This window comes from Pseudomonas sp. P65(2024) (genome assembly GCF_057480955.1).
In genome coordinates, this window is the sequence record NZ_JBLIYX010000009.1 from 94,551 (window position 1) to 115,949 (window position 21,399).

Sequence of the window (21,399 nt, forward strand, 5' to 3'; positions counted from 1 at the left end):
TCAGGCCTTCTGGCTGTGCAGTTCGCGCATGGCCTTGGCGAAGTCGCCGGCCAGCACGTCGGGCATCACGCCGAGGGCAAAATCGATGCTGGCGTCGAGCTTCTCCTGCTCGGCGCGTGGCGCCCGGCCCAGGACGAAGTTGGAGACCAGTTTGGCGTCGCCCGGGTGGCCGATGCCGAGCCGCAGGCGGTGGAAGTCGTTCTGGTTGCCGAGCTGCGCGATGATGTCGCGCAGGCCGTTGTGCCCACCGTGGCCGCCGCCTCTCTTGAGCTTGGCGACGCCGGGAGGCAGGTCGAGTTCGTCGTGGGCCACCAGGATCGCTTCCGGCTTGATGCGGAAGAAATTGGCCAGAGCCGCCACGGACTGGCCGCTACGGTTCATGTAGGTGGTGGGGATCAACAGGCGAACATCGTTGCCCTGATGGCTGAACTTAGCCGTCAGGCCGAAATACTTTTTGTCAGCGGACAGCGAAACGCGCTGGGCGCTGGCGAGGCGTTCAACGAAAAGAGCCCCTGCGTTATGCCGGGTCTGTTCGTATTCGGGGCCGGGGTTACCCAGGCCGACGATCAACTGGATGGCGGTCACGTCAGGGGCTCTTCCTTGGAGTTGGTGGGTTACGGTGCGCGCGGCACTGTAACCCGATCAACGCCGGCGTGCGAGTGGATTACTCGGCAGCGCCTTCAGCAGCTTCAGCGGCAACGCGCGGGGCGTGGACGTTGGCAACAGCTTTGTCATCACCGTGGGCCAGAGCAACGAACTCTACGCCTTTCGGAGCTTTCAGGTCCGACAGGTGGATGATGGTGCCGACTTCGGCCTTGGACAGGTCGACTTCGATGAACTCAGGCAGATCCTTGGCTTCGCAGGACACTTCGATCTCGGAAACGACGTGCGAGATCTCGCCGCCTTTCTTGATCGGGGCTTCTTCACCGACGAAGTGAACTGGAACCTTGGCGGTCAGCTTCTGGCCAGCAACGACGCGAACGAAGTCGGCGTGCATGATGAAGCCTTTGGCCGGGTGACGCTGCATGGCCTTGACCACGACGTTCTGCTTGGCGCCGTCGACGTTCAGTTCGATCACGTGGCTGAAGGCAGCTTCGTTTTCGAACAGCTTGGCAATTTCCTTGGCCACGATGGTCAGGGATTGGGCTTCTTTATTGCCACCGTAGACAACGGCAGGGATGCTGGCGGAGTGACGCAGGCGGCGGCTCGCACCTTTCCCCAGGTCAGTACGCGCTTGGGCGTTCAGGATGAAGTCAGTCATTTTGTTTCTCCAAATTAGCCTCCCGAAAGGCGTTTGCGACCAGCGCCAGACGGGGATGGCAAAAAAGCCCCGCCCCAACAACCAGTGTTGGGGCGGGGCGCTTTTCGTCAGCGAGTGATCCGCTTAGCGGAACATCGCGCTGATCGATTCTTCGTTGCTGATGCGGCGTACCGCTTCAGCAACAACCGGTGCGATATCCAGCTGGCGGATACGGTCACAGGCTTGAGCAGCGGCGGACAGCGGCACGGTGTTGGTCACCACCAGCTCGTCCAGTACCGACTTCTCGATGTTCTCGATCGCGCGGCCCGACAGGACAGGGTGCGTGCAGTAGGCGTAGACCTTGGCGGCACCGTGTTCTTTCAGGGCCTTGGCCGCATGGCACAGGGTGCCGGCGGTGTCGACCATGTCGTCTACCAGGATGCAGGTGCGTCCTTCGACGTCGCCGATGATGTGCATCACCTCGGAGTGGTTAGCCTTTTCGCGGCGCTTGTCGATGATCCCGAGATCGACACCCAGGGACTTGGCGACGGCGCGAGCACGCACCACACCACCGATGTCCGGGGAAACGATCATCAGGTTCTCGAAACGCTGGTCTTCGATGTCGTCGACCAGTACGGGCGAGCCGTAGATGTTGTCGACGGGGATATCGAAGAAACCCTGGATCTGGTCAGCGTGCAGGTCGACGGTGAGTACACGGTCGATACCCACGACAGTGAGCATGTCAGCGACGACTTTGGCGCTGATGGCTACACGTGCCGAACGCGGACGGCGGTCCTGGCGGGCGTATCCGAAGTAGGGAATCACGGCGGTGATTCGCGACGCTGAGGAGCGGCGGAAGGCATCTGCCATCACGACCAGTTCCATCAGATTGTCGTTGGTTGGAGCACAGGTGGGCTGAATGATGAAGACGTCTTTACCGCGGACATTTTCATTGATTTCAGCACTGATTTCGCCATCGGAGAATTTACCGACAGAAACATCACCCAGTGGAATATGCAGCTGACGTACAACACGCCGAGCCAGATCGGGGTTGGCATTCCCCGTGAAGACCATCATCTTGGACACGCGCAGTACCTGAAGGCTGAGGGTAACCTGGATGAGTATAAGAAATGGCAGGGGCGGCTGGATTCGAACCAACGCATGGCAGGATCAAAACCTGCTGCCTTACCGCTTGGCGACGCCCCTGTATCTGTTGCTGCGAATTCTTATGAACTCGACTTCTTGATCAGAACTTGCAGCTTGCGATGCAACATCGAAACATTGCTTCCTTTCGCCACAAACCCTGTTTGGGTCTCTGAAAGAAGGGCCAGAACTTTATCAGCTTCGGCTTTGCTTGGGAAGGCCCCAAACACACAACTTCCAGTGCCGGTCATTCGTGCTTCGGTGAATTTACCCAGTGAAATCAGCGCATTGCGAACTTCAGGATACCGTTGCTCTACTACCGGTTGGCAGTCATTTCGACTGTTTCCCTCGGGAACGGGGCGCATCTTAAGGGGGAGGGAATCACGTGTCAACTCCGGATGCGAAAAAATTTCCGCTGTGCTGACAGACACTTGCGGCACCAGCACGACATACCAGGGTTCCTCGGGGTCGACCGGGGTCAGTTGCTCGCCAACACCCTGGGCGAAGGCCGCATGGCCCCGGACAAACACCGGCACATCGGCGCCGAGCGACAGGCCCAGGCTGGCCAGGCGGTCTTCGTCCCAGTCCAGCTGCCACAGGTGCGCGAGCGCCAGCAGGGTGGTAGCAGCGTCCGAGCTGCCGCCACCGATGCCGCCGCCCATGGGCAACACCTTGTGTAGCCAGATGTCAGCGCCGAGCGGCGTGCCGGACTGTGCCTGCAGCAGGCGCGCGGCGCGGACGATCAGGTTGCTGTCGTGGGGCACGCCTTCAATTTCAGTCTGCAGGCGGATCTGGCCGTCCTCGCGCAGGGCGAAGCTCAGCTCGTCGCCGTGCTCGAGGAACTGGAACACGGTTTCCAGCTCGTGGTAGCCGTCGGCGCGGCGGCCGGTGATGTGCAGCCAGAGGTTGAGCTTGGCCGGGGCGGGCAGGGTCAGCTTGTTCATAGGTTCAATGCCCCAGCTGGCGTGGCTGCCAGTCCTTGACCACCAGGGTCACGTCGATGTTCTCGCCGTGCAGCTTCAGCCGTTCGGGCAACCAGTAGCCGTTCTGCTCCACATAGCTCAGGTACTCGACCTGCCAGCCATCCTGGTGAAGGCTGGCCAGGCGGCTGTCGCCGTCGAGGGTCAGCTGGCTCTTGCTGTCCGGGGCGGGCAGGCCTCGCACCCACCAGACCAGGTGCGATACCGGCAGGCGCCAGCCCAGTTGTTCCTCCAGCAGCGCCTCGGGGTTGGCGGCCTCGTAGCGGCCCTGGTTGGCCACTTCCAGGACCACGCCTCCGGGGCGCCCGGTCAGGCGCGCCGCGCCGCGGCCCAGGGGGCCGGCCAGGCGGATGTCGTAGTAGTCCTGGCGTTGCAGCCAGAACAGCGTGCCGCTGCCGGAGTCGCGCGGGGCGCGGATGCCGACCTTGCCGTTGATCTGCCAGCCGTCGAGGCTGCCGAGCTGCTGTTTGTGCTCGCGCCACAGCTGCGGGTTGCCCTGGCCCTGTACGGCTTCCCTGCTGCCGAAGCCGGCGCAACCGGCGAGCAGGGCGATAAGGGTGAAGGTGATGCAATGACGCAGGAACATGGTTTAAAGGCTCTCGGATCCGGTCAGGCGCAGCAAGGTCTTGCGCAGGATGGGGCTGTCGGCCTGGGCTTCGAAGCCCTTGGCCCAGACTTGGCGGGCTTCGCGGCGCTTGCCGTTGGCCCAGAGGACTTCGCCCAGGTGGGCGGCGACTTCGTGGTCGGGGAAGCGCTCGAAGGCCAGGCGCAGCTGGCGTTCGGCTTCCTCGAGGTTGCCCATGCGATAGGCCACCCAGCCCAGGCTGTCGAGCACCGCGGGGTCGTCTGGGGTGAGCTGGTGCGCCTTGTCGATCAGCGCCTTGGCCTCGCTGTAGCGGGTGGTGCGGTCGGCCAGGGTGTAGCCCAGGGCGTTGAGGGCCATGGCGTTTTCCGGCTCGCGGGCCAGGATGGCGCGCAGGTCTTTCTCCATCTGCGCCAGGTCGTTGCGCTTCTCGGCGAGCATGGCGCGGGTGTAGAGCAGGTTGAGGTCGTCCGGGTAGCGCTTGATCGCTTGCTCCAGCACTTGTCCGGCCTGGGCCTCCTTGCCGTTGTTGCCCAGGCTTTCGGCTTCGATCAGGTACAGCTGGATGGCGTAGTCCGGCTGGGCTTCGCGGGCTTCGGCGAGTATCCGCGAGGCTTCGGCGCTGCGACCGTTGGCGATGAGGATATCGGCCTGGCGCAGTTGCGCTGGCAGGTAGTCCGGGCCGGGGCCGACCAGGGCGTATTCGCGCAGGGCGGCTGCCGGCTGGCTGCGTTCTTCGCGGATGCGGCCCAGGTTGAGGTGGGCGGCGTCGACGTTGGCGTCACGTTCGACCAGTTCCTGCAGGTAACCCTCGGCTTCGTCCCAGTGCTTGGTCTCCAGGCATACCAGGGCCAGCGAGTAGCGGATCTCGTCGTCTTCGGGGTACTGCTGCAGCAGGCTCTCGAACTCGGCCTTGGCGTCGTCGATGCGGTCCTGCTCGACCAGGGTGCGGGCGTAGGTCAGGCGCAGGCGCTTGTCCTCGGGGTTGTCGCGGATCGCCCCACGCAGCAGCGGCAGGGCCTCTGGGCCACGGTCCAGGGCCTGCAGCAGGCGGGCGCGCAGCAGCACCGGGGCGATCTCGCCGTTCTGCGGCGGGTGGGCTTCGAGCAGGTCGAGGGCTTGTTGCGGCTTGTCGTCCTGATTGAGCAGCAGGGCCTTGCCGAACACCAGCTGGCCGTTGTCGGGGTATTTCACCAGCAGGCGGTCGAAGCTCTGCATCAGGCCATCACGGGTGTTCTGGTCGGTCTCGGCCGCCGCCAGGGCGAGGAAGTCGAAATGGGTGTCGCCCTGGCCCTGCAGTACCTTTTCCATGTAGGTCATGGATTCGTCGTAGCGTCCGGCGCGGGCCAGCTGGATGGCCGCGGCGCGCTGGGCGTCGAGATTCTGCGGATCGTTGCGGGCCCAGATTAGCGCGGAGTCCAGGGCCGGTTCGTCGGCGCCGAGGTATTCGGCGATGCGATAGGCACGCTCGGAGACGGCCGGGTCCTGGGTCTTTTCGGCCTGGTCGACGTAGTTGGCCAGGGCGATGTCGAAGCGGTTGCGCTGGCCGGCCAGCTCAGCCACCAGCAGGCTGTACAGGGTGTCTTGCTTGAACGATCCATACACCACGGGCTTTTCCGCGCTCTTGCCGGCATCGGTGGCGGGCGACTGGGCGTCCGTCTTCGGGGCCAGGCTCTGGCAGCCTTGAAGCAGGGCGAGGGCAAGCAGCAATGCGTAGGATTTGTTCATAGAGGCTTATTAAAGAGGCTAAACCGGCGGTCGGAGCATGATGACACAAGCGCGATGGCAAACCCACCTGCGAAGGTCGTGGTGTGAAGCGGTGCTTCGGAGTATAGGGACAATGCGCCGGGGCGGTGGTTCGCAACCAGCCCAAGGCATCCTGCCCTTGCCCTTGCCCTTGCCCTTGTTTTTGCTTCTGAGCGCGCGGTAGTTCAGGCAACGCCAATTGCGACTTCAGGAGGCCGAGCGGAGTTCTTGCGCAGCGCTTGATGGGCATCCATGCCCGTCACCTCCCTTCGCAAGGCCTGCGTTCGGCCTCCTGAAGTCGCGAAAGTACGGGCGGCGCCTGGACTGGCGCAGCTGTCGCTAGCTGGGTATGGCGCTAGACTCCAGATCGGCAACGGCAACGGCAACGGCAACGGCAACGGCAACGGCAACGGCAACGGCAGGGATGGGGGGCGGTGTGGAGCGATAGGCACGCCGCATCGCCACAATAGCGAACGGTGGTTGTTCTAAAACCTGCGAAGTAGGACAATTATCGGCTTCACGTCCCAACCAGCGACCTTGCATGGCCTTTCTTGCACTTGGTATCAACCATAAGACTGCCTCGGTAGACGTACGCGAGCGCGTGGCGTTTACGCCCGAGCAGCTGGTCGACGCCCTGCAGCAGCTCTGCCGACTGACCGCTAGCCGCGAGGCGGCGATCCTGTCCACCTGCAACCGCAGCGAACTCTATATAGAGCAGGACCACCTCGCCGCCGACGCCGTGCTGCAATGGCTGGCCGACTACCACCAGCTGAGCCTCGACGAACTGCGTGCCAGCGCCTACGTCCATGAAGAGCACGATGCGGTCCGGCACATGATGCGCGTGGCCTCCGGCCTCGATTCGCTGGTACTCGGCGAACCGCAGATCCTCGGCCAGATGAAGTCAGCCTACGCCGTGGCCCGCGAGGCCGGCACCGTCGGGCCGCTGCTGGGGCGCCTGTTCCAGGCCACCTTCAGCGCCGCCAAGCAGGTGCGCACCGACACCGCCATCGGCGAAAACCCGGTCTCGGTGGCGTTCGCCGCGGTCAGTCTGGCCAGGCAGATCTTCTCCGACCTGGGCCGCAGCCAGGCGCTGCTGATCGGCGCCGGTGAGACCATCACCCTGGTCGCCCGTCACCTGCACGAGCAGGGCGTGCGTCGCATCGTCGTGGCCAACCGCACCCTCGAGCGCGCCAGCATTCTCGCCGAGCAGTTCGGCGCCCATGCCGTGCTGCTATCGGACATCCCGCAGGAACTGGCCAACAGCGACATCGTCATCAGTTCCACCGCCAGCCAGTTGCCGATTCTCGGCAAGGGTGCGGTGGAAAGCGCGCTGAAGCAGCGCCGGCACAAGCCGATCTTCATGGTCGACATCGCCGTGCCGCGTGACATCGAGCCGCAGGTGGGCGAGTTGGACGACGTCTACCTCTATACCGTCGACGACCTGCACGAAGTGGTCGCGGAAAACCTCAAGAGCCGCCAGGGCGCGGCCCAGGCCGCCGAAGAGCTGGTCTCGGCCGGTGCCGACGACTTCATGGTGCGCCTGCGCGAGCTGGCGGCGGTGGATGTGCTCAAGGCCTACCGCCAGCAGAGCGAGCGCCTGCGCGACGAAGAACTGCAAAAAGCCCAGCGCCTGTTGGCCAATGGCGGCAATCCCGAGGACGTGCTGATGCAGCTGGCCCGGGGCCTGACCAACAAGCTCCTGCACGCCCCCAGCGTGCAACTGAAAAAGCTCTCCGCCGAAGGCCGCCTCGATGCGCTGGCCATGGCCCAGGAACTCTTCGCCCTCCACGAGGGCTCGACGGACAAATCCCCGCAATGAAAGCGTCGCTGCTGAACAAACTGGACACGCTCCAGGATCGCTTCGAGGAACTCACCGCGCTGCTCGGTGACGCCGAAGTCATTTCCGACCAGATGCGTTTTCGCGCCTACTCCCGCGAGTACGCCGAAGTCGAGCCGGTGATCGCCTGCTATCAAGGCTGGCGCAAGGTCCAGGACGACCTCGAAGGCGCCCAGGCGCTGCTCAAGGACGCCGATCCCGACCTGCGCGAGATGGCGGTCGAAGAAGTGCGGGAAGCGAAAGAGCAACTAGTGGCCCTGGAGTCGCAACTACAGCGCATGCTGCTGCCCAAGGACCCCAACGACGGGCGCAACGTGTTCCTCGAGATCCGCGCCGGCACCGGCGGCGACGAGGCGGCGATCTTCTCCGGCGACCTGTTCCGCATGTACTCGCGCTACGCCGAGAAACGCGGCTGGCGCCTGGAGATCCTCTCCGAGAACGAAGGCGAGCACGGCGGCTACAAGGAGATCATCGCCCGGGTCGAAGGCGACAGCGTCTACGGCAAGCTCAAGTTCGAGTCCGGCGCGCACCGTGTGCAGCGAGTCCCGGAAACCGAATCGCAGGGCCGCATCCACACCTCCGCCTGCACCGTGGCGGTGCTGCCCGAGCCAGATGAGCAGGTGGCGATCGAGATCAACCCGGCTGACCTGCGCGTGGACACCTACCGCGCCTCCGGCGCCGGCGGCCAGCACGTCAACAAGACCGACTCGGCGATCCGCATCACCCACTTGCCTACCGGCATCGTGGTCGAGTGCCAGGAAGAGCGTTCGCAGCACAAGAACCGTGCCCGCGCCATGTCCTGGCTGTCGGCCAAGCTGAACGACATGCAGACCAGCGCCGCACAGAACGCCATCGCCAGCGAGCGCAAGCTGCTGGTGGGTTCGGGTGACCGTTCCGAGCGCATCCGCACCTACAACTATCCACAGGGCCGGGTCACCGACCACCGTATCAACCTTACGCTCTACTCCCTGGACGATATCCTCGCCGGTGGCGTGGAGGCCGTGATCGAGCCGTTGCTGGCCGAATACCAGGCCGATCAGCTGGCCGCCCTGGGGGATTGAATGACCATCATCGCCAGCCTGCTGCGCAACGCGCAGTTGCCGGACTCGCCGACCGAACGGCTGGACGCCGAGTTGCTCCTGGCCGCGGCCCTGGGCAAGTCGCGCAGCTTCCTGCACACCTGGCCCGAGCGCATCGTCAGCAGCGAGGCGGCGCAGGTGTTCGCCGACTACCTCGAGCGGCGTCGCGCCGGTGAGCCGGTGGCCTATATCCTCGGCCAGCAGGGGTTCTGGAAACTGGACCTGGAAGTCGCGCCACACACGTTGATTCCGCGTCCGGACACCGAGCTGCTGGTGGAAACCGCCCTCGAACTCGTGCCGCCCACGCCTGCCCGGGTCCTCGACCTGGGCACCGGCACCGGGGCCATCGCCCTGGCCCTGGCCAGTGAGTGCCCGGCGTGGCAGGTCACGGCGGTGGACCGCATCGACGAGGCCGTGGCCTTGGCCGAGCGCAACCGCGAGCGCCTGGGCCTGGGCAATGTCCAGGTGCGCGCCAGCCACTGGTTCGACGCCCTTGTGGGTGAGCGTTTCGACATGATTCTCAGCAACCCGCCCTATATCCGCGCCGCCGATCCGCACCTGGTGGCTGGTGACGTGCGCTTCGAGCCCAGCAGTGCCCTGGTGGCCGGCGAAGACGGGCTGGACGACCTGCGGGTGATCGTCGCCCAGGCCCCGGCACACCTGCAGCCCGGTGGTTGGCTGCTGCTCGAGCACGGCTATGACCAGGCGCCTGCTGTACGCGACCTGTTGGCAGCGGCGGGCTTCATCGATGTCGCCAGCCGTGTCGACCTGGGCGGCCACGAACGTATCAGTCTGGGGCGCCTGTCATGCTGAGCGACCAGGAGCTGTTGCGCTACAGCCGGCAGATCCTGCTGTCGCAGGTGGATATCGATGGGCAGTTGCGCCTGAAACACGGCAAGGCGCTGGTCATCGGCCTCGGCGGGCTGGGCTCGCCGGTGGCGCTGTACCTTGCCGCGGCAGGTGTCGGCGGGCTGCATCTCGCCGATTTCGACACCGTCGACCTGACCAACCTGCAACGCCAGGTGATCCACGACAGCGACAGCGTCGGCATGAGCAAGGTCGATTCGGCCATCAGGCGTTTGCAGGCGATCAACCCGGAGATCAGCCTGGTCGCCCATCGTCGGGCACTGGATGAGGATTCGCTGGCCGCCGCAGTGGCGGCGGTCGATGTGGTGCTCGACTGCTCCGACAACTTCGGCACCCGCGAGGCGGTCAATGCTGCCTGCGTGGTTGCGGGCAAACCGTTGGTCAGCGGCGCGGCGATCCGCCTTGAGGGCCAGTTGTCGGTGTTCGACACCCGCCGCGACACCAGCCCCTGCTATCACTGCCTGTATGGCCATGGCAGCGAGGCCGAGCTGACCTGCAGCGAGGCCGGGGTAATCGGCCCGCTGGTGGGGCTGGTCGGCAGCCTGCAGGCACTGGAAGCGCTGAAGTTGCTGGCCGGTTTCGGCGAGCCGCTGATCGGCCGCCTGCTGCTGATCGACGCCCTGAGCACCCGCATGCGCGAATTGCGGGTCAAGCGCGACCCCGCCTGTGCCGTGTGTGGCAATCGCCATGGCTGAGCGTTCGGCGCCGGTGGGTGTGATGGACTCCGGCGTTGGCGGTTTGTCGGTGCTGGCCGAGATCCAGCGCCTGCTGCCCAACGAGTCGTTGCTCTATCTGGCCGACAGCGGCCATGTGCCCTATGGCGAGAAGTCGCCGGACTACATTCGCCAGCGCCTGCGACTAATCGCCGGTTTTTTCCATGAGCAGGGCGCCAAGGCGCTGGTCCTGGCCTGCAACACGGCTACGGTGGCGGCGGTGGCCGACCTGCGCGAGCTTTACCCGGACTGGCCGTTGGTGGGGATGGAGCCGGCGGTCAAGCCGGCGGCCGCGGCAACCCGTTCCGGCGTGGTCGGCGTGCTGGCCACCACCGGTACCCTGCAAAGCGCCAAGTTCGCTGCCTTGCTCGACCGCTTCGCCAATGACGTGCGGGTAATCACCCAACCTTGCCCTGGGCTGGTCGAGCGTATTGAGGCGGGGGACCTGGTCAGCGAGCAACTGCGCCAGTTGCTGTCGGGTTATGTGAAACCGTTGCTGGCGGCCGGCTGCGACACCCTGATCCTGGGTTGCACCCACTATCCGTTCCTACGGCCCATGCTGGCCGAGATGGTGCCGGCGGATGTGGCGATCATCGACACCGGCGCTGCCGTGGCGCGCCAACTGCAACGTCTGCTGGATGCTCGCGGGCTGCTCGGCGACGGGCCGGCGCAGCCGACGGCGTTCTGGAGCAGTGGCGAGCCAGGCAACCTGCAGAAAGTCCTGCCGCTGTTGTGGAACCAATCCGGCAGCGTGCAGCGCTTTCTGCCTTGAAGCCTGCAGTCAGCTGCTCTTGGGCAGTGGCCACAGTTCGCCTGGGTTGAGCACCTCCAGTACCAGCTCGGGTTGGCGCTGATCCAGGCGTGCCAGCAACTCCTGCGCCGCGCTTTGCGCCGTCCAGGGCTCCGGAATGGCCTGCACCGAGCTCACCGGGTTTTTCAGCGATTGAGGCGCCACCACGGTCAGGTCGATGCCCAGCGCGTGCAAGGTGTTGCGTTGCTCGCTCAACCACTTCGGCAGGCTGTTGCCGCCACTGAGCGGCTGGTTCGGCTCGAACAGCTGCAACGCCGAGTAGCGACTGAGGATGGCCATGACCTGTGGTTTCTCGCCCTTGGCCAGCAGTGACAGGGCGCCGGCCAGGCACTGCTGCGTGGCCAGCAGGTTGCTGCTGATGATCTGCTCGAACACCTCCCCATCCGCTACAGCATCTGGCAGGTAGTCGCAGGTGCCGGCGTTGATGATCAGGCTGTCGAGTGCGCCCCATTTCGCCAGAAGCCGTTGGCTCGCTTCCGGCAAGGGGGCGGGAAGGCGCAGCAGGCGTGCGCCGTGCTGTTGGCCCAATGTGTCCAGTTCCTGGCTATCCCTGCCACTGGCGGCAACCTGATGCCCCGATGCGAGCAACTGTCCCACCAACGCCAGCCCAACTCCGTGGCTGGCTCCTGTGACCCAGAAACGACGTGTCATGCGTTATGCCTCTGATCCTGCCAGTTGGACAAGCCTTTGAAGGCCTCCAGTGCTCTTTGGCGACTGCTATCGAGATCGACTATCGGACTCAGGTAATAATTAGTAGCAAATAGATCCGTAGATTTCACCGGTTGATGGATCGATCGATCATCTTTTTCTTCCAGCTCAGGCAACCAATGACGGATGAAGGTTCCCTTGGGGTCGAAACGCTGCGATTGGGTAACGGGGTTGAAGATTCGGAAATAGGGCACCGCATCGGTCCCCGTCGAGGCGCTCCACTGCCAGCCACCGTTGTTGGCGGCCAGGTCCCCGTCTATCAGGTGACGCATGAAATGCCGTTCGCCATGCCGCCAGTCGATCAGCAGGTTCTTGCTGAGGAACATGGCGACGATCATGCGCAAGCGGTTGTGCATCCAGCCAGTGTGCAGCAGCTGGCGCATGGCGGCATCGATGAGGGGGAAGCCGGTTCGGCCCTCTTTCCAGGCCTGCAGGTCGGCGGGTGCGTCGCGCCAGGGCAATGCTTCTGTCTGCGGCCGGAAGGCGCGGTGCCGGGAGACTCGGGGGTAGCCCACCAGGGTGTGCTTGTAGAACTCGCGCCACAGCAGCTCGTTGACCCAGGTCTGCACGCCGACGCTGCCGCTGTCGAATTCGCCCCTGTTGCTCGCCAGTGCCGCGTGTAGGCACTGGCGCGGCGAGAGCACGCCAGCGGCGAGATAGGGGGACAACTGGCTGGTGCCTGCCTTGGCAGGCAGGTCGCGCAGTTGGGCGTAGTCGTCGATGGTTTCGTCGACGAAGCGCTGTAGCCGCCGCCTGCCTTCATCCTCGCCTGCAGGCCAGTGCTGGCGCAGGGTGTCGGAAGGGGGCTCGAAGCCTTCGATCTGCGGCGGGATGGCGTCGCCATGAATACCGAGGGACTGCTGGGCCTGTACCGATTGAACCAGCGGCGGGAGGCTGCGGTGCAGGTGCTCCAGGCAGACTCGCTTGAACTGGCTGAATACCTGGAAGTACTGGCCGGTGCGGGTCAGCACGCTGCCGGGTCTGAACAGCAGCTGGTCGAGGTGGCCGGTGGCGCTGATCCCGGCTTGCTGCAGCGCTTCATATGTCGCTTGGTCCCGCCGTGCCTCGTTGATGCCGTATTCGTCGTTCCAGTGCACGGCCTCTATGCGGTGCTGACGGCAGACACCGAGCACGCATTCAGGGACATCTGCCCAGGTGTCGGTGGTGCGAATCAGCAGTGGAATGTTCAGTGCCGCCAGCGACTGTTGCAGCAGTCGCAGGTTGCGCAGCCAGAAATCGACCTTGCACGGCGCATCGTCGTGGGCCTGCCACTGGCCGGGGCTGGCAATCCAGAGGGCCACGGTCGGGCCACGTTGACAGGCGGCCGCGAGGGCAGTGTTGTCGTCGATGCGCAGGTCGCTGCGCAGCCAGATCAGTTGCATGGGGGGAAGGCTCAAGGTCGGGATTGCTGAAGACGGCGCAAGGCGGTTTGCGGGCTGTCGAACAGGTGCAGGTCAGTCAACGACAGTGCCTGCAATTGCGCCTTATGGAGAGTGACTGTGTTGCCACCCAGGAGTTTCATCGTGTTGATGTCCTGCAGCGCACGGCCCAGTACGGCGAGGTCGGGGCGGCGACCGAGGTGCAGCAGCAGCGCTTGCGGCCGCAACTGCTCCACGGCCTGGCGCAGTTGGCGGGGCTCGACTGACCACTCGAGGATCTCCAGAGCGTAGCCGTTGCTGCTCAGCAGCCAGGCGCAGAGCCAAAATTGCGGATCGAAAGGTGCATCGTCGGTGCGGGCAAGCAGTACGCAGGGGCCACCGAGCGAGTGACTGTCGTGATAGACCCGTGCCCCCAGCTTGCTGCGCAGCCAGCCTTGGAAGAACACTTGTTCCAGCCGGGCGTCGAAATGCGTTTGCCAGCGCTGTTCGAGGGCTTCAAGCAGCGGTAGCAGCAGACGCTCGCAGACGGTCACAGCAGGGTAGAGGGCGATCATCTGGTTGATCAGCTGGTCCAGGGGACGCTGGGCAAGCCGGGCGATGGCCTTGATCAGCTGTTCGATACGCTCGCCCCATTCGCCCTGGATCGGCGCGGTGGCGTGCGTGGCATTGTCCAGCAGTTCGCGCACCTGGCTCACCGCAGCGCCACGCTCCAGCCAGCGCAGCACGGCCTGGACGCGCTGCACCTGGTCCTGGGGATAAAGACGATGCCCCTTGGGCGTGCGCTGCGGCGTGATCAAGCCGTAGCGGCGTTCCCAGGCGCGCAGGGTAACTGGGTTGACGCCGGTCAAGCGGGCCACTTCGCCGATGGGCAGCAAGGGGTCAGATGGCATTGCGCAGTCCGAGGTCTTCCGGATGGGGTTGCAGGTAGGCCTGTTGCAGCAGGTAGGGATCGGGATGACGGCGCAGATGGTGCTTGAGCAGGGTCAAGGGCACCACCAAAGGCACCACGCCTTTCTGGTACTGGCCGATGACCTGTTGCAGCTCGGCCTTGTCCGCCTGGCCGAGGTCGTTGCGCAGGTAGCCGCTCAGGTGCTGAAGCACGTTGCCGTGGGTGCCGCGGCTTGCGCAGCGGCGTAGCGCCTGCATCAGCTGGCTGAAGTAGCGCGGACCGAGCTGCGCTGGATCATCGTCGCGGCTCATGCTCCCGAGCAGGCGCCCAAGGCCGCGGTACGCCTGGGGATTGTGCGCCATCAGCAGGTACTTGTAGCGGGCATGGAAACGGATCAGCGCGCCGCGACTCAGGCCCTGGCGCAGCAGTTGGCGCCAGTCGGCGTAGGCGTAGACGCGGGCGATGAAGTTTTCCCGCAGCACCGGATCGTGCAGCCGGCCTTCCTCTTCGACCGGCAGGTCCGGGCGCCGCTCGCAGAATGCCGCAGCGTAGGCGCCCCGGCCATTCTGGTGGGCCGGGCGGCCGTCCTCCTGGTAGACCTTGACCCGTTCAAGGCCACAGGACGGTGACTTTTGCATGAAGATGTAGCCGCAGATATCGTCGAGTTCGTCGGCCATCTGCGCGCCGTAGGCACGCAACGGGCCGGCGAAATCGGTGACATTGTTACGCGTACCGGTGACAGCCGGGTGCTCGGGATCGCCCACCAGGCGAATGGGTTCCCGGGGCGTGCCCAGGCCAATGGCGACCTCGGGGCACAGTGGGACCCAGTCGAAATGCTGGTCGAGCAGTTCGAGACAGAGGCTGGAGGCTTTGTGGCCGGCGTTGTAGCGTACGTTCAGGCCAGTCAGGCAGGCGCTGATGGCCAGACGTGGCTTGCCGCTGGGCGGGAAAGCGTTCATCGCGGTCTCCGGAATGACTTGTACAGGCTGCACAGTTTGTACAAGTCTATTCCAGCACAGATGAAAACTTATACAAGAATATTTTTTTGTATAATTTTGCTTTCGATTATTCCAGATGCTCCAGCAGGCGTCGAGCGGCTTCCTGGCCGCTGAGCCACGCCCCTTCGACCCGACCGGACAGGCACCAGTCGCCACAGGCATACAGGCCCAGGTCGGCATCGGCCAGCGTGCCCCACTCATGATTGACGGCAGGGCGTGCGTACAACCAGCGGTGGGCAAGCGCAAAGGTCGGTGCGGGGACAACGCAGCCGACCAATTCGGCAAATTCTCCCCACAACTGCTCGATCACTTCTTCCTTGGGCAGGTCGATGTGCTGTTTGCTCCAGTTGGAGGTGGCATGCAGCACCCAGGTGTCGAGGTGCTCGTCACGGCCCGGTTTACTGCGGTTGCGCGCCAGCCAGTCGAGCGGGCTGTCTTGCACGAAGCAGCCCTGCATAGGGGTTTCCAGTGGTGTCTGGAAGCCCAGGGCAACGGCCCAGGTCGGCTCCATTTGCACCCCGGCGGCAACCGCCGCGAGTTTGGGGGCGGCGGCCAGCAACGGGGTGGCCTGGGGCGCCGGCACGGCGATCACCACCTGGCTGAACGGCCCATGGCTGCAGCCTTCGGTGTCCTGCAAGTGCCAGTATTGCTTGCCGCGGAACACCTCGGCGATGCGGCAGCCGAAGTTCACCGTGACATCCTTGAGCAGGCCGCGAGTGATGGCGCTCATGCGCGGCACGCCGACCCATCGGGTTTGTTCGTCGGGGGAGGGGGTCAGTTCGCCATCGCGGTAGTTGTACAGCTGCGGTTTCCACTGCGCAGCCCAGCCATTGGCCACCCATTGCTGGACCTGTTCGACAAAGCGCCGGTCGCGGGCGGTGAAGTATTGGGCACCGAGGTCCAGGGCGCCGGCATCGCTGCGCTTGCTGGCCATGCGTCCGCCGCTGCCGTGGCCCTTGTCGAACAAATGAACGGTCTGTCCGGCCTTTTGCAGGGCCTGGGCGGCGGACAAACCGGCGATTCCGGCACCGATGATGGCAATAGGTACTGTCATGATGGCCTCTTCGAACCTAGCTATACGCAGCCTACGCTGCCAGGTAAACCTGTACAATGCACGATGTTTGTATAAGGTTATTCCGCTCGATAGGCAGGTTGGCCTATGTTTATCCGAGAGCGTTCGGTCAAAAAAGTGCCTTGATCTTAAAAATAGACCACGGCCGCCCAGTGTGAGGACACAGCCATGCATATATTGCTGACCGGCGGTACCGGCCTGATCGGCCAACACCTGTGCCAGGTGTGGCGCCAGCAAGGGCATCGCCTGACGGTCTGGAGCCGGCGCCCTGAACAGGTGGCGAAAATCTGTGGCACCGGCGTGCGGGGCGTCGCCCGGCTGGAGGACATTGCCGATGAAGACGAGGTCGACGCGGTGGTCAACCTGGCCGGTGCGCCGATCGCTGACCGGCCCTGGACCGCAGCGCGACGCAATCTGCTCTGGACCAGCCGGGTGACCCTCACCGAGCAGTTGCTGGCCTGGCTGGAGCGCCGTGAGCGCCGGCCGCAGGTGCTGATCTCCGGCTCGGCGGTGGGCTGGTACGGTGACGGTGGCGAGCGTGAGCTGACCGAGGCTTCGCCGCCAGTGAAAGAGGACTTCGCCAGCCAGCTGTGCATCGCCTGGGAGGAAACCGCCCAGCGTGCCGAGGCCCTGGGAATCCGCGTGGTGCTGGTGCGTACCGGCCTGGTGCTGGCCGCCGATGGCGGCTTTTTGTCGCGCCTGCGTCTGCCTTACAAGCTGGGCCTGGGGGGGCCGCTGGGCGATGGTCGGCAGTGGATGCCCTGGGTGCATATCGACGACCAAATCGGCCTGATTGATTTTCTCTTGCAGCACAACGAAGCCAGCGGTCCCTATAATGCCTGCGCGCCGGAGCCGGTGCGCAATCGAGAGTTCGCCAAGCGCCTGGGGCGCACCTTGCATCGCCCGGCGTTCATGCCGATGCCGGCGCTGCTGCTCAAGGCCGGGCTCGGCGAGCTGTCGACGCTGCTGCTCGGTGGCCAGCGCGCGCGCCCGGTGCGGCTGCTGGCGGCGGGCTTCACGTTCCGTTTCAACGATCTGCAATCGGCCCTGGACAACCTGTCCAGCCGCCTCTGACATAGGACGCTGCATGACTGATCACGCCCTGCTGCTGGTCAACCTGGGTTCGCCGGCCTCCACCTCGGTGGCCGACGTGCGCCGTTACCTCAACCAGTTCCTCATGGACCCGTACGTGATAGACCTGCCCTGGCCGGTGCGGCGATTGCTGGTGTCGCTGATCCTGATCAAGCGCCCCGAGCAGTCGGCCCATGCCTACGCCTCGATCTGGTGGGACGAGGGCTCGCCGCTGGTGGTGCTGACCCGCCGTCTGCAGCAGGCGATGATGGCCCATTGGCCCCATGGGCCGGTGGAGATCGCCATGCGCTACGGCCAACCGGCGCTGCCGGAAGTCTTGGAGCGCCTGGCCGCGCGAGGGGTGCGCAAGGTCACGCTGGCGCCGCTCTATCCACAGTTCGCCGACAGCACCGTGACCACGGTCGTGGAGTTGGCGAAACAGACCATCGCCGAGCGCAAGCTGCCTTTGCAGACCCGCATTCTGCGGCCGTTCTACGACCACCCAGACTACATCGATGCCCTGGTGGCTAGCGCCCGCCCGTATCTGGAACAGGATTATGATCACCTGCTGCTGAGCTTCCATGGTTTGCCCGAGCGGCACTTGAAGAAGCTCGATCCCACCGGCAACCACGACTTCCAGGCCGCCGACTGCTGCAAGGACGCCAGCGCCGAGATGCGTGCGGTGTGCTATCGCGGCCAGTGCCTGGCCACGGCCAGGGCGTTCGCGCAGAAGATGGGCATCCCGGACGGCAAGTGGTCGGTGTCGTTCCAGTCGCGCCTGGGCCGGGCAAAGTGGATCGAACCCTACACCGAGACGCGCCTGGATGAGCTGGGCAAGGCGGGTGTGAAGAAGCTGCTGGTTATGTGCCCGGCGTTCGTCGCCGATTGCATCGAGACGCTGGAGGAGATTGGCGATCGGGGCAAGGAGCAGTTCATCGAGGCGGGCGGGAAGGAGCTGGTGCTGGTGCCGTGCCTGAATGATCACCCGGAGTGGGTGAGGGTGTTGGCGGGGATGTGCGAGAAGGTCTGAGAAACTCGCCTGGCTTTGAAACGAGGGGCCGCAAGGCGGCCCCAGGATTTCAATGAAGACTCAAGGCAACTGGTCATCCAGTTTCTTGTTCTTCCAGCCATCGTTGCCCGGCAGGATCAGGTTCAGGGCAATGGCCACCACGGCGCACAAGGCGATGCCCTTCAGGCCCCAATCGTCCGGGCCGTCGCCGCTGCCGATCAGCACGCCGCCGATGCCGAACACCAGGGTCACCGAAACGATCACAAGGTTGCGCGCCTCGGCCAGGTCGATCTTGTGGCGGATCATGGTGTTCATGCCCACCGCCGCGATCGAGCCGAACAGCAGGCAGAGAATGCCGCCCATCACCGGTACCGGAATGCTCTGCAGCAGCGCGCCGAACTTGCCGATGAAGGCCAGGGTGATAGCGAATACCGCCGCCCAGGTCATGATCTTCGGGTTGTAGTTCTTGGTCAGCATCACCGCGCCGGTCACTTCGGCGTAGGTGGTGTTGGGCGGGCCGCCGAACAGGCCGGCGGCGGTGGTGGCCAGGCCGTCACCCAGCAGCGTGCGGTGCAGGCCGGGCTTTTTCAGGTAGTCGCGGCCGGTCACGCTGCCTACCGCGATCACACCGCCAATGTGTTCGATCGCTGGGGCCAGGGCCACTGGCACGATGAACAGGATGGCCTGCCAGTTGAAGGCCGGCGCGGTGAAGTTGGGCAGCTCCAGCCAGGGGGCCGCGGCGATCTTGGCGGTGTCGACCACGCCGAAGGCGAACGACAGGGCGAAGCCCACCAGCACGCCGGCGATGATCGGCACCAGGCGGAAGATGCCCTTGCCGAACACGGCCACGATCAGGGTGGTCAACAGCGCCGGCATGGAGATCATCATGGCGGTCTTGTACGGCAGCAGTACGCTGCCGTCGCCGGCCTTGCCCATCGCCATGTTGGCGGCGATCGGCGCCATGGCCAGGCCGATGGAGATGATCACCGGGCCGATCACCACCGGCGGCAGCATGCGGTCGATGAAACCGGTGCCCTTGATCTTCACCATCAGGCCCATGAAGGTGTACACGAAGCCTGCCGCCATCACGCCGCCCATGGTCTCGGCCAGGCCGAACTGGCCCTTGGCGAGGATGATCGGGGTGATGAAGGCAAAACTCGAGGCCAGGAACACCGGGACCTGGCGGCCCGTGACCAGCTGGAACAGCAGGGTGCCGATGCCTGCGGTGAACAGGGCCACGTTGGGGTCGAGGCCGGTGATCAGCGGCATCAGCACCAGCGCGCCGAATGCCACGAAGAGCATCTGCGCGCCCGAGACGACCTGACGCCAGAGCGGGTCGTTGAAGCCGTCCTGCATGATCAGGCGTCCTTCTGCTTGGTGCCGAAGATCTTGTCGCCGGCATCACCCAGGCCTGGGACGATGTAGCCGTGTTCGTTCAGGCGTTGGTCGATCGAGGCGGTGTAGATCTGCACGTCGGGGTGGGCTTTCTCCACCACGGCGATGCCTTCGGGGGCCGCGACCAGGACCATGGCCCGGATTTCCTTGCAGCCGGCCTTTTTCAGCAGGTCGATGGTGGCGACCATCGAGCCGCCGGTGGCCAGCATCGGGTCGATGATCAGGGCCAGGCGCTGGTTGATGTCCGGCGCGAGTTTCTCGAGGTAGGTGTGGGCTTCGAGGGTTTCCTCGTTGCGGGCAACGCCCACGGCACTCACCTTGGCCCCGGGGACCAGGCTGAGCACGCCGTCGAGCATGCCGATGCCAGCGCGCAGGATCGGCACGACGGTGATCTTCTTGCCGGCGATTTTCTCGACTTGCACCTTGCCGCACCAGCCGTCGATCTCGTAGGTCTCGAGCGGCAGGTCCTGGGTGGCTTCATAGGTCAGCAGTGCACCGACTTCCTGGGCGAGTTCGCGAAAATTCTTGGTGCTGATATCGGCACGGCGCATCAGGCCGAGCTTGTGGCGGATCAGCGGATGGCGGATCTCACGAGTAGGCATAGGGGGAGGGCTCCGGGAGGCGGGCAAAAAAACCGCGCTAGATTAATCTATTCATTCCTTGATGTCGTGCAGTCATTGTGCACGTTAGTCCATAAAGGCTTGATCTGGGACGAGCGGATGCGTACCTTTGCCCGCTTTTCCAAAACGCACCCCCTGGAGAGCGCCATGTCCGCCGATCTCGAGCATATCCGTCAAGTGATGCGCGAGGCTGATTGCCTGTACAACGAAGCCGAGGTCGAGGCCGCCATCGCCGAGGTCGGCAAGCAGATCTGCCAGGACCTGCACGACAAGAACCCGGTGGTCTTCTGCGTGATGAACGGCGGCCTGATCTTCTCTGGCAAGCTGCTGACCCACCTGCAGTTCCCGCTGGAAGCCTCGTACCTGCATGCCACCCGCTACCGCAACACCACCAGCGGCGGCGAGCTGTTCTGGAAGGCCAAGCCGGAAGTGTCGTTCATCGACCGCGACGTGCTGATCGTCGACGACATCCTCGACGAGGGCCACACCCTCAGCGCCATCATCGAGTTCTGCAAGCACGCCGGCGCCCGTGCGGTGCATACCGCCGTGCTGATCGACAAGGACCACGACCGCAAGGCCAGTCCGGACCTGAAGGCCACCTACACCGGCCTGCCATGCATCGACCGCTACATCTTCGGCTACGGCATGGACTACAAGGGTTACTGGCGCAACGCCAACGGTATCTTCGCGGTCAAGGGGCTGTGATCATGCGCCAGCCTGCGTTCCTCGATCAGTCGTTGTTCGACGGGCTGGCGCAGAAGGCCAGCGAAAGCCCGCGTGGGCGTCAACACCACAACTTCCACCAGATGGAGGAACCTTGCCATCGCATGGCAGTGGGGTTGCAGCCGCACACCTACATTCCGCCGCACCGGCACCTGAGTGATGACAAGGCCGAGGCTCTGATCGTGCTCAAAGGGTGCCTGGGGCTGTTGATCTTTGATGATCAGGGTGAGGTAATCGACAAGCGTGTACTGCTGGCGGGCGGCGAGTGCCTGGGGGTCGACCTGGCGCCCGGGACCTACCACGGTTTGGTGGTGCTCGAGGCAGACAGCGTGATGTTCGAGTGCAAGGCCGGGCCGTACCGGCCGGTGGGCGAGGGAGAGCACGCTCACTGGGCGCCGCGTGAAGGCGAAGCGGGTGTTACCGAGTATCACGCCTGGATGCGCGCCCAGTTCGATTGAGCTCGCTCTCTCATCGCGGGAGCGGCGGTTCGCTGCTGCGACTTGCCCCCCGACAGAGCCTGTGCGTAGAGTGCCTGC

At 64.6% G+C, this 21,399-nt stretch carries 22 protein-coding genes and 1 tRNA gene; 9 read left to right on the forward strand and 14 right to left on the reverse strand.

Annotation, left to right across the window (positions count from 1 at the left end):
• The 7 genes from pth to AC25MA_RS14480 form a co-directional block, all read right to left on the reverse strand.
• On the reverse strand, window positions 1-585 hold the full coding sequence (gene pth, locus AC25MA_RS14450; protein WP_023629555.1) for an aminoacyl-tRNA hydrolase: 585 nt from the start codon (window positions 583-585) through the stop codon (window positions 1-3).
• A gap of 79 nt (window positions 586-664) precedes the next feature.
• A complete protein-coding gene (locus AC25MA_RS14455; RefSeq protein WP_028691149.1) occupies window positions 665-1,261 on the reverse strand; it encodes a 50S ribosomal protein L25/general stress protein Ctc in 597 nt (198 codons plus the stop codon).
• A gap of 123 nt (window positions 1,262-1,384) precedes the next feature.
• Window positions 1,385-2,326 (reverse strand): ribose-phosphate pyrophosphokinase, encoded by a 942-nt coding sequence (locus AC25MA_RS14460; protein WP_016391678.1) that lies wholly within the window; start codon window positions 2,324-2,326, stop codon window positions 1,385-1,387.
• Between the two features lie 45 nt (window positions 2,327-2,371).
• Window positions 2,372-2,446, reverse strand: a tRNA-Gln gene (locus tag AC25MA_RS14465).
• Window positions 2,447-2,466: 20 nt separating this feature from the next.
• Window positions 2,467-3,327, reverse strand: a complete 861-nt coding sequence (gene ispE, locus AC25MA_RS14470; RefSeq protein WP_186596436.1) for a 4-(cytidine 5'-diphospho)-2-C-methyl-D-erythritol kinase — start codon at window positions 3,325-3,327, stop codon at window positions 2,467-2,469.
• Window positions 3,328-3,331: 4 nt separating this feature from the next.
• On the reverse strand, window positions 3,332-3,949 hold the full coding sequence (gene lolB / locus AC25MA_RS14475; RefSeq protein ID WP_486972136.1) for a lipoprotein insertase outer membrane protein LolB: 618 nt from the start codon (window positions 3,947-3,949) through the stop codon (window positions 3,332-3,334).
• Window positions 3,950-3,952: 3 nt separating this feature from the next.
• Window positions 3,953-5,674: a tetratricopeptide repeat protein gene (locus AC25MA_RS14480; RefSeq protein ID WP_062364647.1), complete on the reverse strand. Its 1,722-nt coding sequence runs from the start codon at window positions 5,672-5,674 to the stop codon at window positions 3,953-3,955.
• Between the two features lie 559 nt (window positions 5,675-6,233).
• On the opposite strand from AC25MA_RS14480, the gene hemA reads away from it, so the two are divergent.
• From hemA to murI, 5 genes are read left to right on the forward strand one after another with little or no spacing between them, the layout of a single operon-like run.
• Window positions 6,234-7,511: a glutamyl-tRNA reductase gene (gene hemA, locus AC25MA_RS14485; protein ID WP_062364645.1), complete on the forward strand. Its 1,278-nt coding sequence runs from the start codon at window positions 6,234-6,236 to the stop codon at window positions 7,509-7,511.
• Window positions 7,508-8,590, forward strand: a complete 1,083-nt coding sequence (gene prfA / locus AC25MA_RS14490; RefSeq protein WP_486972137.1) for a peptide chain release factor 1 — start codon at window positions 7,508-7,510, stop codon at window positions 8,588-8,590. Before hemA ends, prfA begins: the two co-directional genes overlap by 4 nt.
• Window positions 8,591-9,421: a peptide chain release factor N(5)-glutamine methyltransferase gene (prmC, locus tag AC25MA_RS14495; RefSeq protein WP_028691143.1), complete on the forward strand. Its 831-nt coding sequence runs from the start codon at window positions 8,591-8,593 to the stop codon at window positions 9,419-9,421.
• On the forward strand, window positions 9,415-10,170 hold the full coding sequence (locus AC25MA_RS14500) for a molybdopterin-synthase adenylyltransferase MoeB (RefSeq protein WP_028691142.1): 756 nt from the start codon (window positions 9,415-9,417) through the stop codon (window positions 10,168-10,170). Before prmC ends, AC25MA_RS14500 begins: the two co-directional genes overlap by 7 nt.
• Entirely contained in the window at window positions 10,163-10,960 is a 798-nt protein-coding gene (gene murI / locus AC25MA_RS14505) for a glutamate racemase (protein ID WP_028691141.1), read from the forward strand. Before AC25MA_RS14500 ends, murI begins: the two co-directional genes overlap by 8 nt.
• Window positions 10,961-10,969: 9 nt before the next feature.
• On the opposite strand, the gene AC25MA_RS14510 is transcribed toward murI, so the two are convergent.
• From AC25MA_RS14510 to AC25MA_RS14530, 5 genes are all read right to left on the reverse strand, one after another.
• Window positions 10,970-11,650: an SDR family NAD(P)-dependent oxidoreductase gene (locus tag AC25MA_RS14510; RefSeq protein ID WP_062364644.1), complete on the reverse strand. Its 681-nt coding sequence runs from the start codon at window positions 11,648-11,650 to the stop codon at window positions 10,970-10,972.
• Window positions 11,647-13,089 (reverse strand): deoxyribodipyrimidine photo-lyase, encoded by a 1,443-nt coding sequence (gene phrB, locus AC25MA_RS14515; protein WP_062364642.1) that lies wholly within the window; start codon window positions 13,087-13,089, stop codon window positions 11,647-11,649. Before phrB ends, AC25MA_RS14510 begins: the two co-directional genes overlap by 4 nt.
• A gap of 11 nt (window positions 13,090-13,100) precedes the next feature.
• Window positions 13,101-13,976, reverse strand: a complete 876-nt coding sequence (locus AC25MA_RS14520; protein ID WP_486972138.1) for a MerR family transcriptional regulator — start codon at window positions 13,974-13,976, stop codon at window positions 13,101-13,103.
• Window positions 13,966-14,934, reverse strand: a complete 969-nt coding sequence (locus AC25MA_RS14525; RefSeq protein ID WP_028691137.1) for a DUF523 and DUF1722 domain-containing protein — start codon at window positions 14,932-14,934, stop codon at window positions 13,966-13,968. The genes AC25MA_RS14520 and AC25MA_RS14525 overlap by 11 nt, the downstream gene beginning before the upstream one ends.
• Window positions 14,935-15,040: 106 nt before the next feature.
• Window positions 15,041-16,027 carry an NAD(P)/FAD-dependent oxidoreductase gene (locus tag AC25MA_RS14530; RefSeq protein WP_028691136.1) on the reverse strand — a complete coding sequence of 329 codons (987 nt, stop codon included), beginning with the start codon at window positions 16,025-16,027 and terminating at the stop codon, window positions 15,041-15,043.
• 186 nt (window positions 16,028-16,213) lie between these two features.
• On the opposite strand from AC25MA_RS14530, the gene AC25MA_RS14535 reads away from it, so the two are divergent.
• Both AC25MA_RS14535 and hemH read left to right on the forward strand, forming a co-directional pair.
• On the forward strand, window positions 16,214-17,119 hold the full coding sequence (locus AC25MA_RS14535; RefSeq protein WP_028691135.1) for a TIGR01777 family oxidoreductase: 906 nt from the start codon (window positions 16,214-16,216) through the stop codon (window positions 17,117-17,119).
• Window positions 17,120-17,132: 13 nt separating this feature from the next.
• A complete protein-coding gene (gene hemH / locus AC25MA_RS14540) occupies window positions 17,133-18,146 on the forward strand; it encodes a ferrochelatase (protein WP_486972139.1) in 1,014 nt (337 codons plus the stop codon).
• A 60-nt stretch (window positions 18,147-18,206) separates the two neighbouring features.
• Here hemH and AC25MA_RS14545 read toward each other — a convergent pair whose 3' ends face one another.
• Together AC25MA_RS14545 and upp are read right to left on the reverse strand one after the other, a co-directional pair.
• Window positions 18,207-19,481, reverse strand: a complete 1,275-nt coding sequence (locus tag AC25MA_RS14545; RefSeq protein WP_062364640.1) for a uracil-xanthine permease family protein — start codon at window positions 19,479-19,481, stop codon at window positions 18,207-18,209.
• A 2-nt stretch (window positions 19,482-19,483) separates the two neighbouring features.
• Window positions 19,484-20,122, reverse strand: coding sequence for a uracil phosphoribosyltransferase (gene upp / locus AC25MA_RS14550; protein ID WP_028691132.1), 639 nt, complete (start codon window positions 20,120-20,122; stop codon window positions 19,484-19,486).
• Between the two features lie 165 nt (window positions 20,123-20,287).
• Here upp and AC25MA_RS14555 point away from each other — a divergent pair, with 165 nt between their 5' ends.
• Together AC25MA_RS14555 and AC25MA_RS14560 are read left to right on the forward strand one after the other, a co-directional pair.
• Window positions 20,288-20,845: a hypoxanthine-guanine phosphoribosyltransferase gene (locus AC25MA_RS14555; protein ID WP_062364638.1), complete on the forward strand. Its 558-nt coding sequence runs from the start codon at window positions 20,288-20,290 to the stop codon at window positions 20,843-20,845.
• Window positions 20,846-20,847: 2 nt separating this feature from the next.
• Entirely contained in the window at window positions 20,848-21,321 is a 474-nt protein-coding gene (locus AC25MA_RS14560; RefSeq protein WP_088852563.1) for a WbuC family cupin fold metalloprotein, read from the forward strand.
• Window positions 21,322-21,399: the final 78 nt, after the last annotated feature.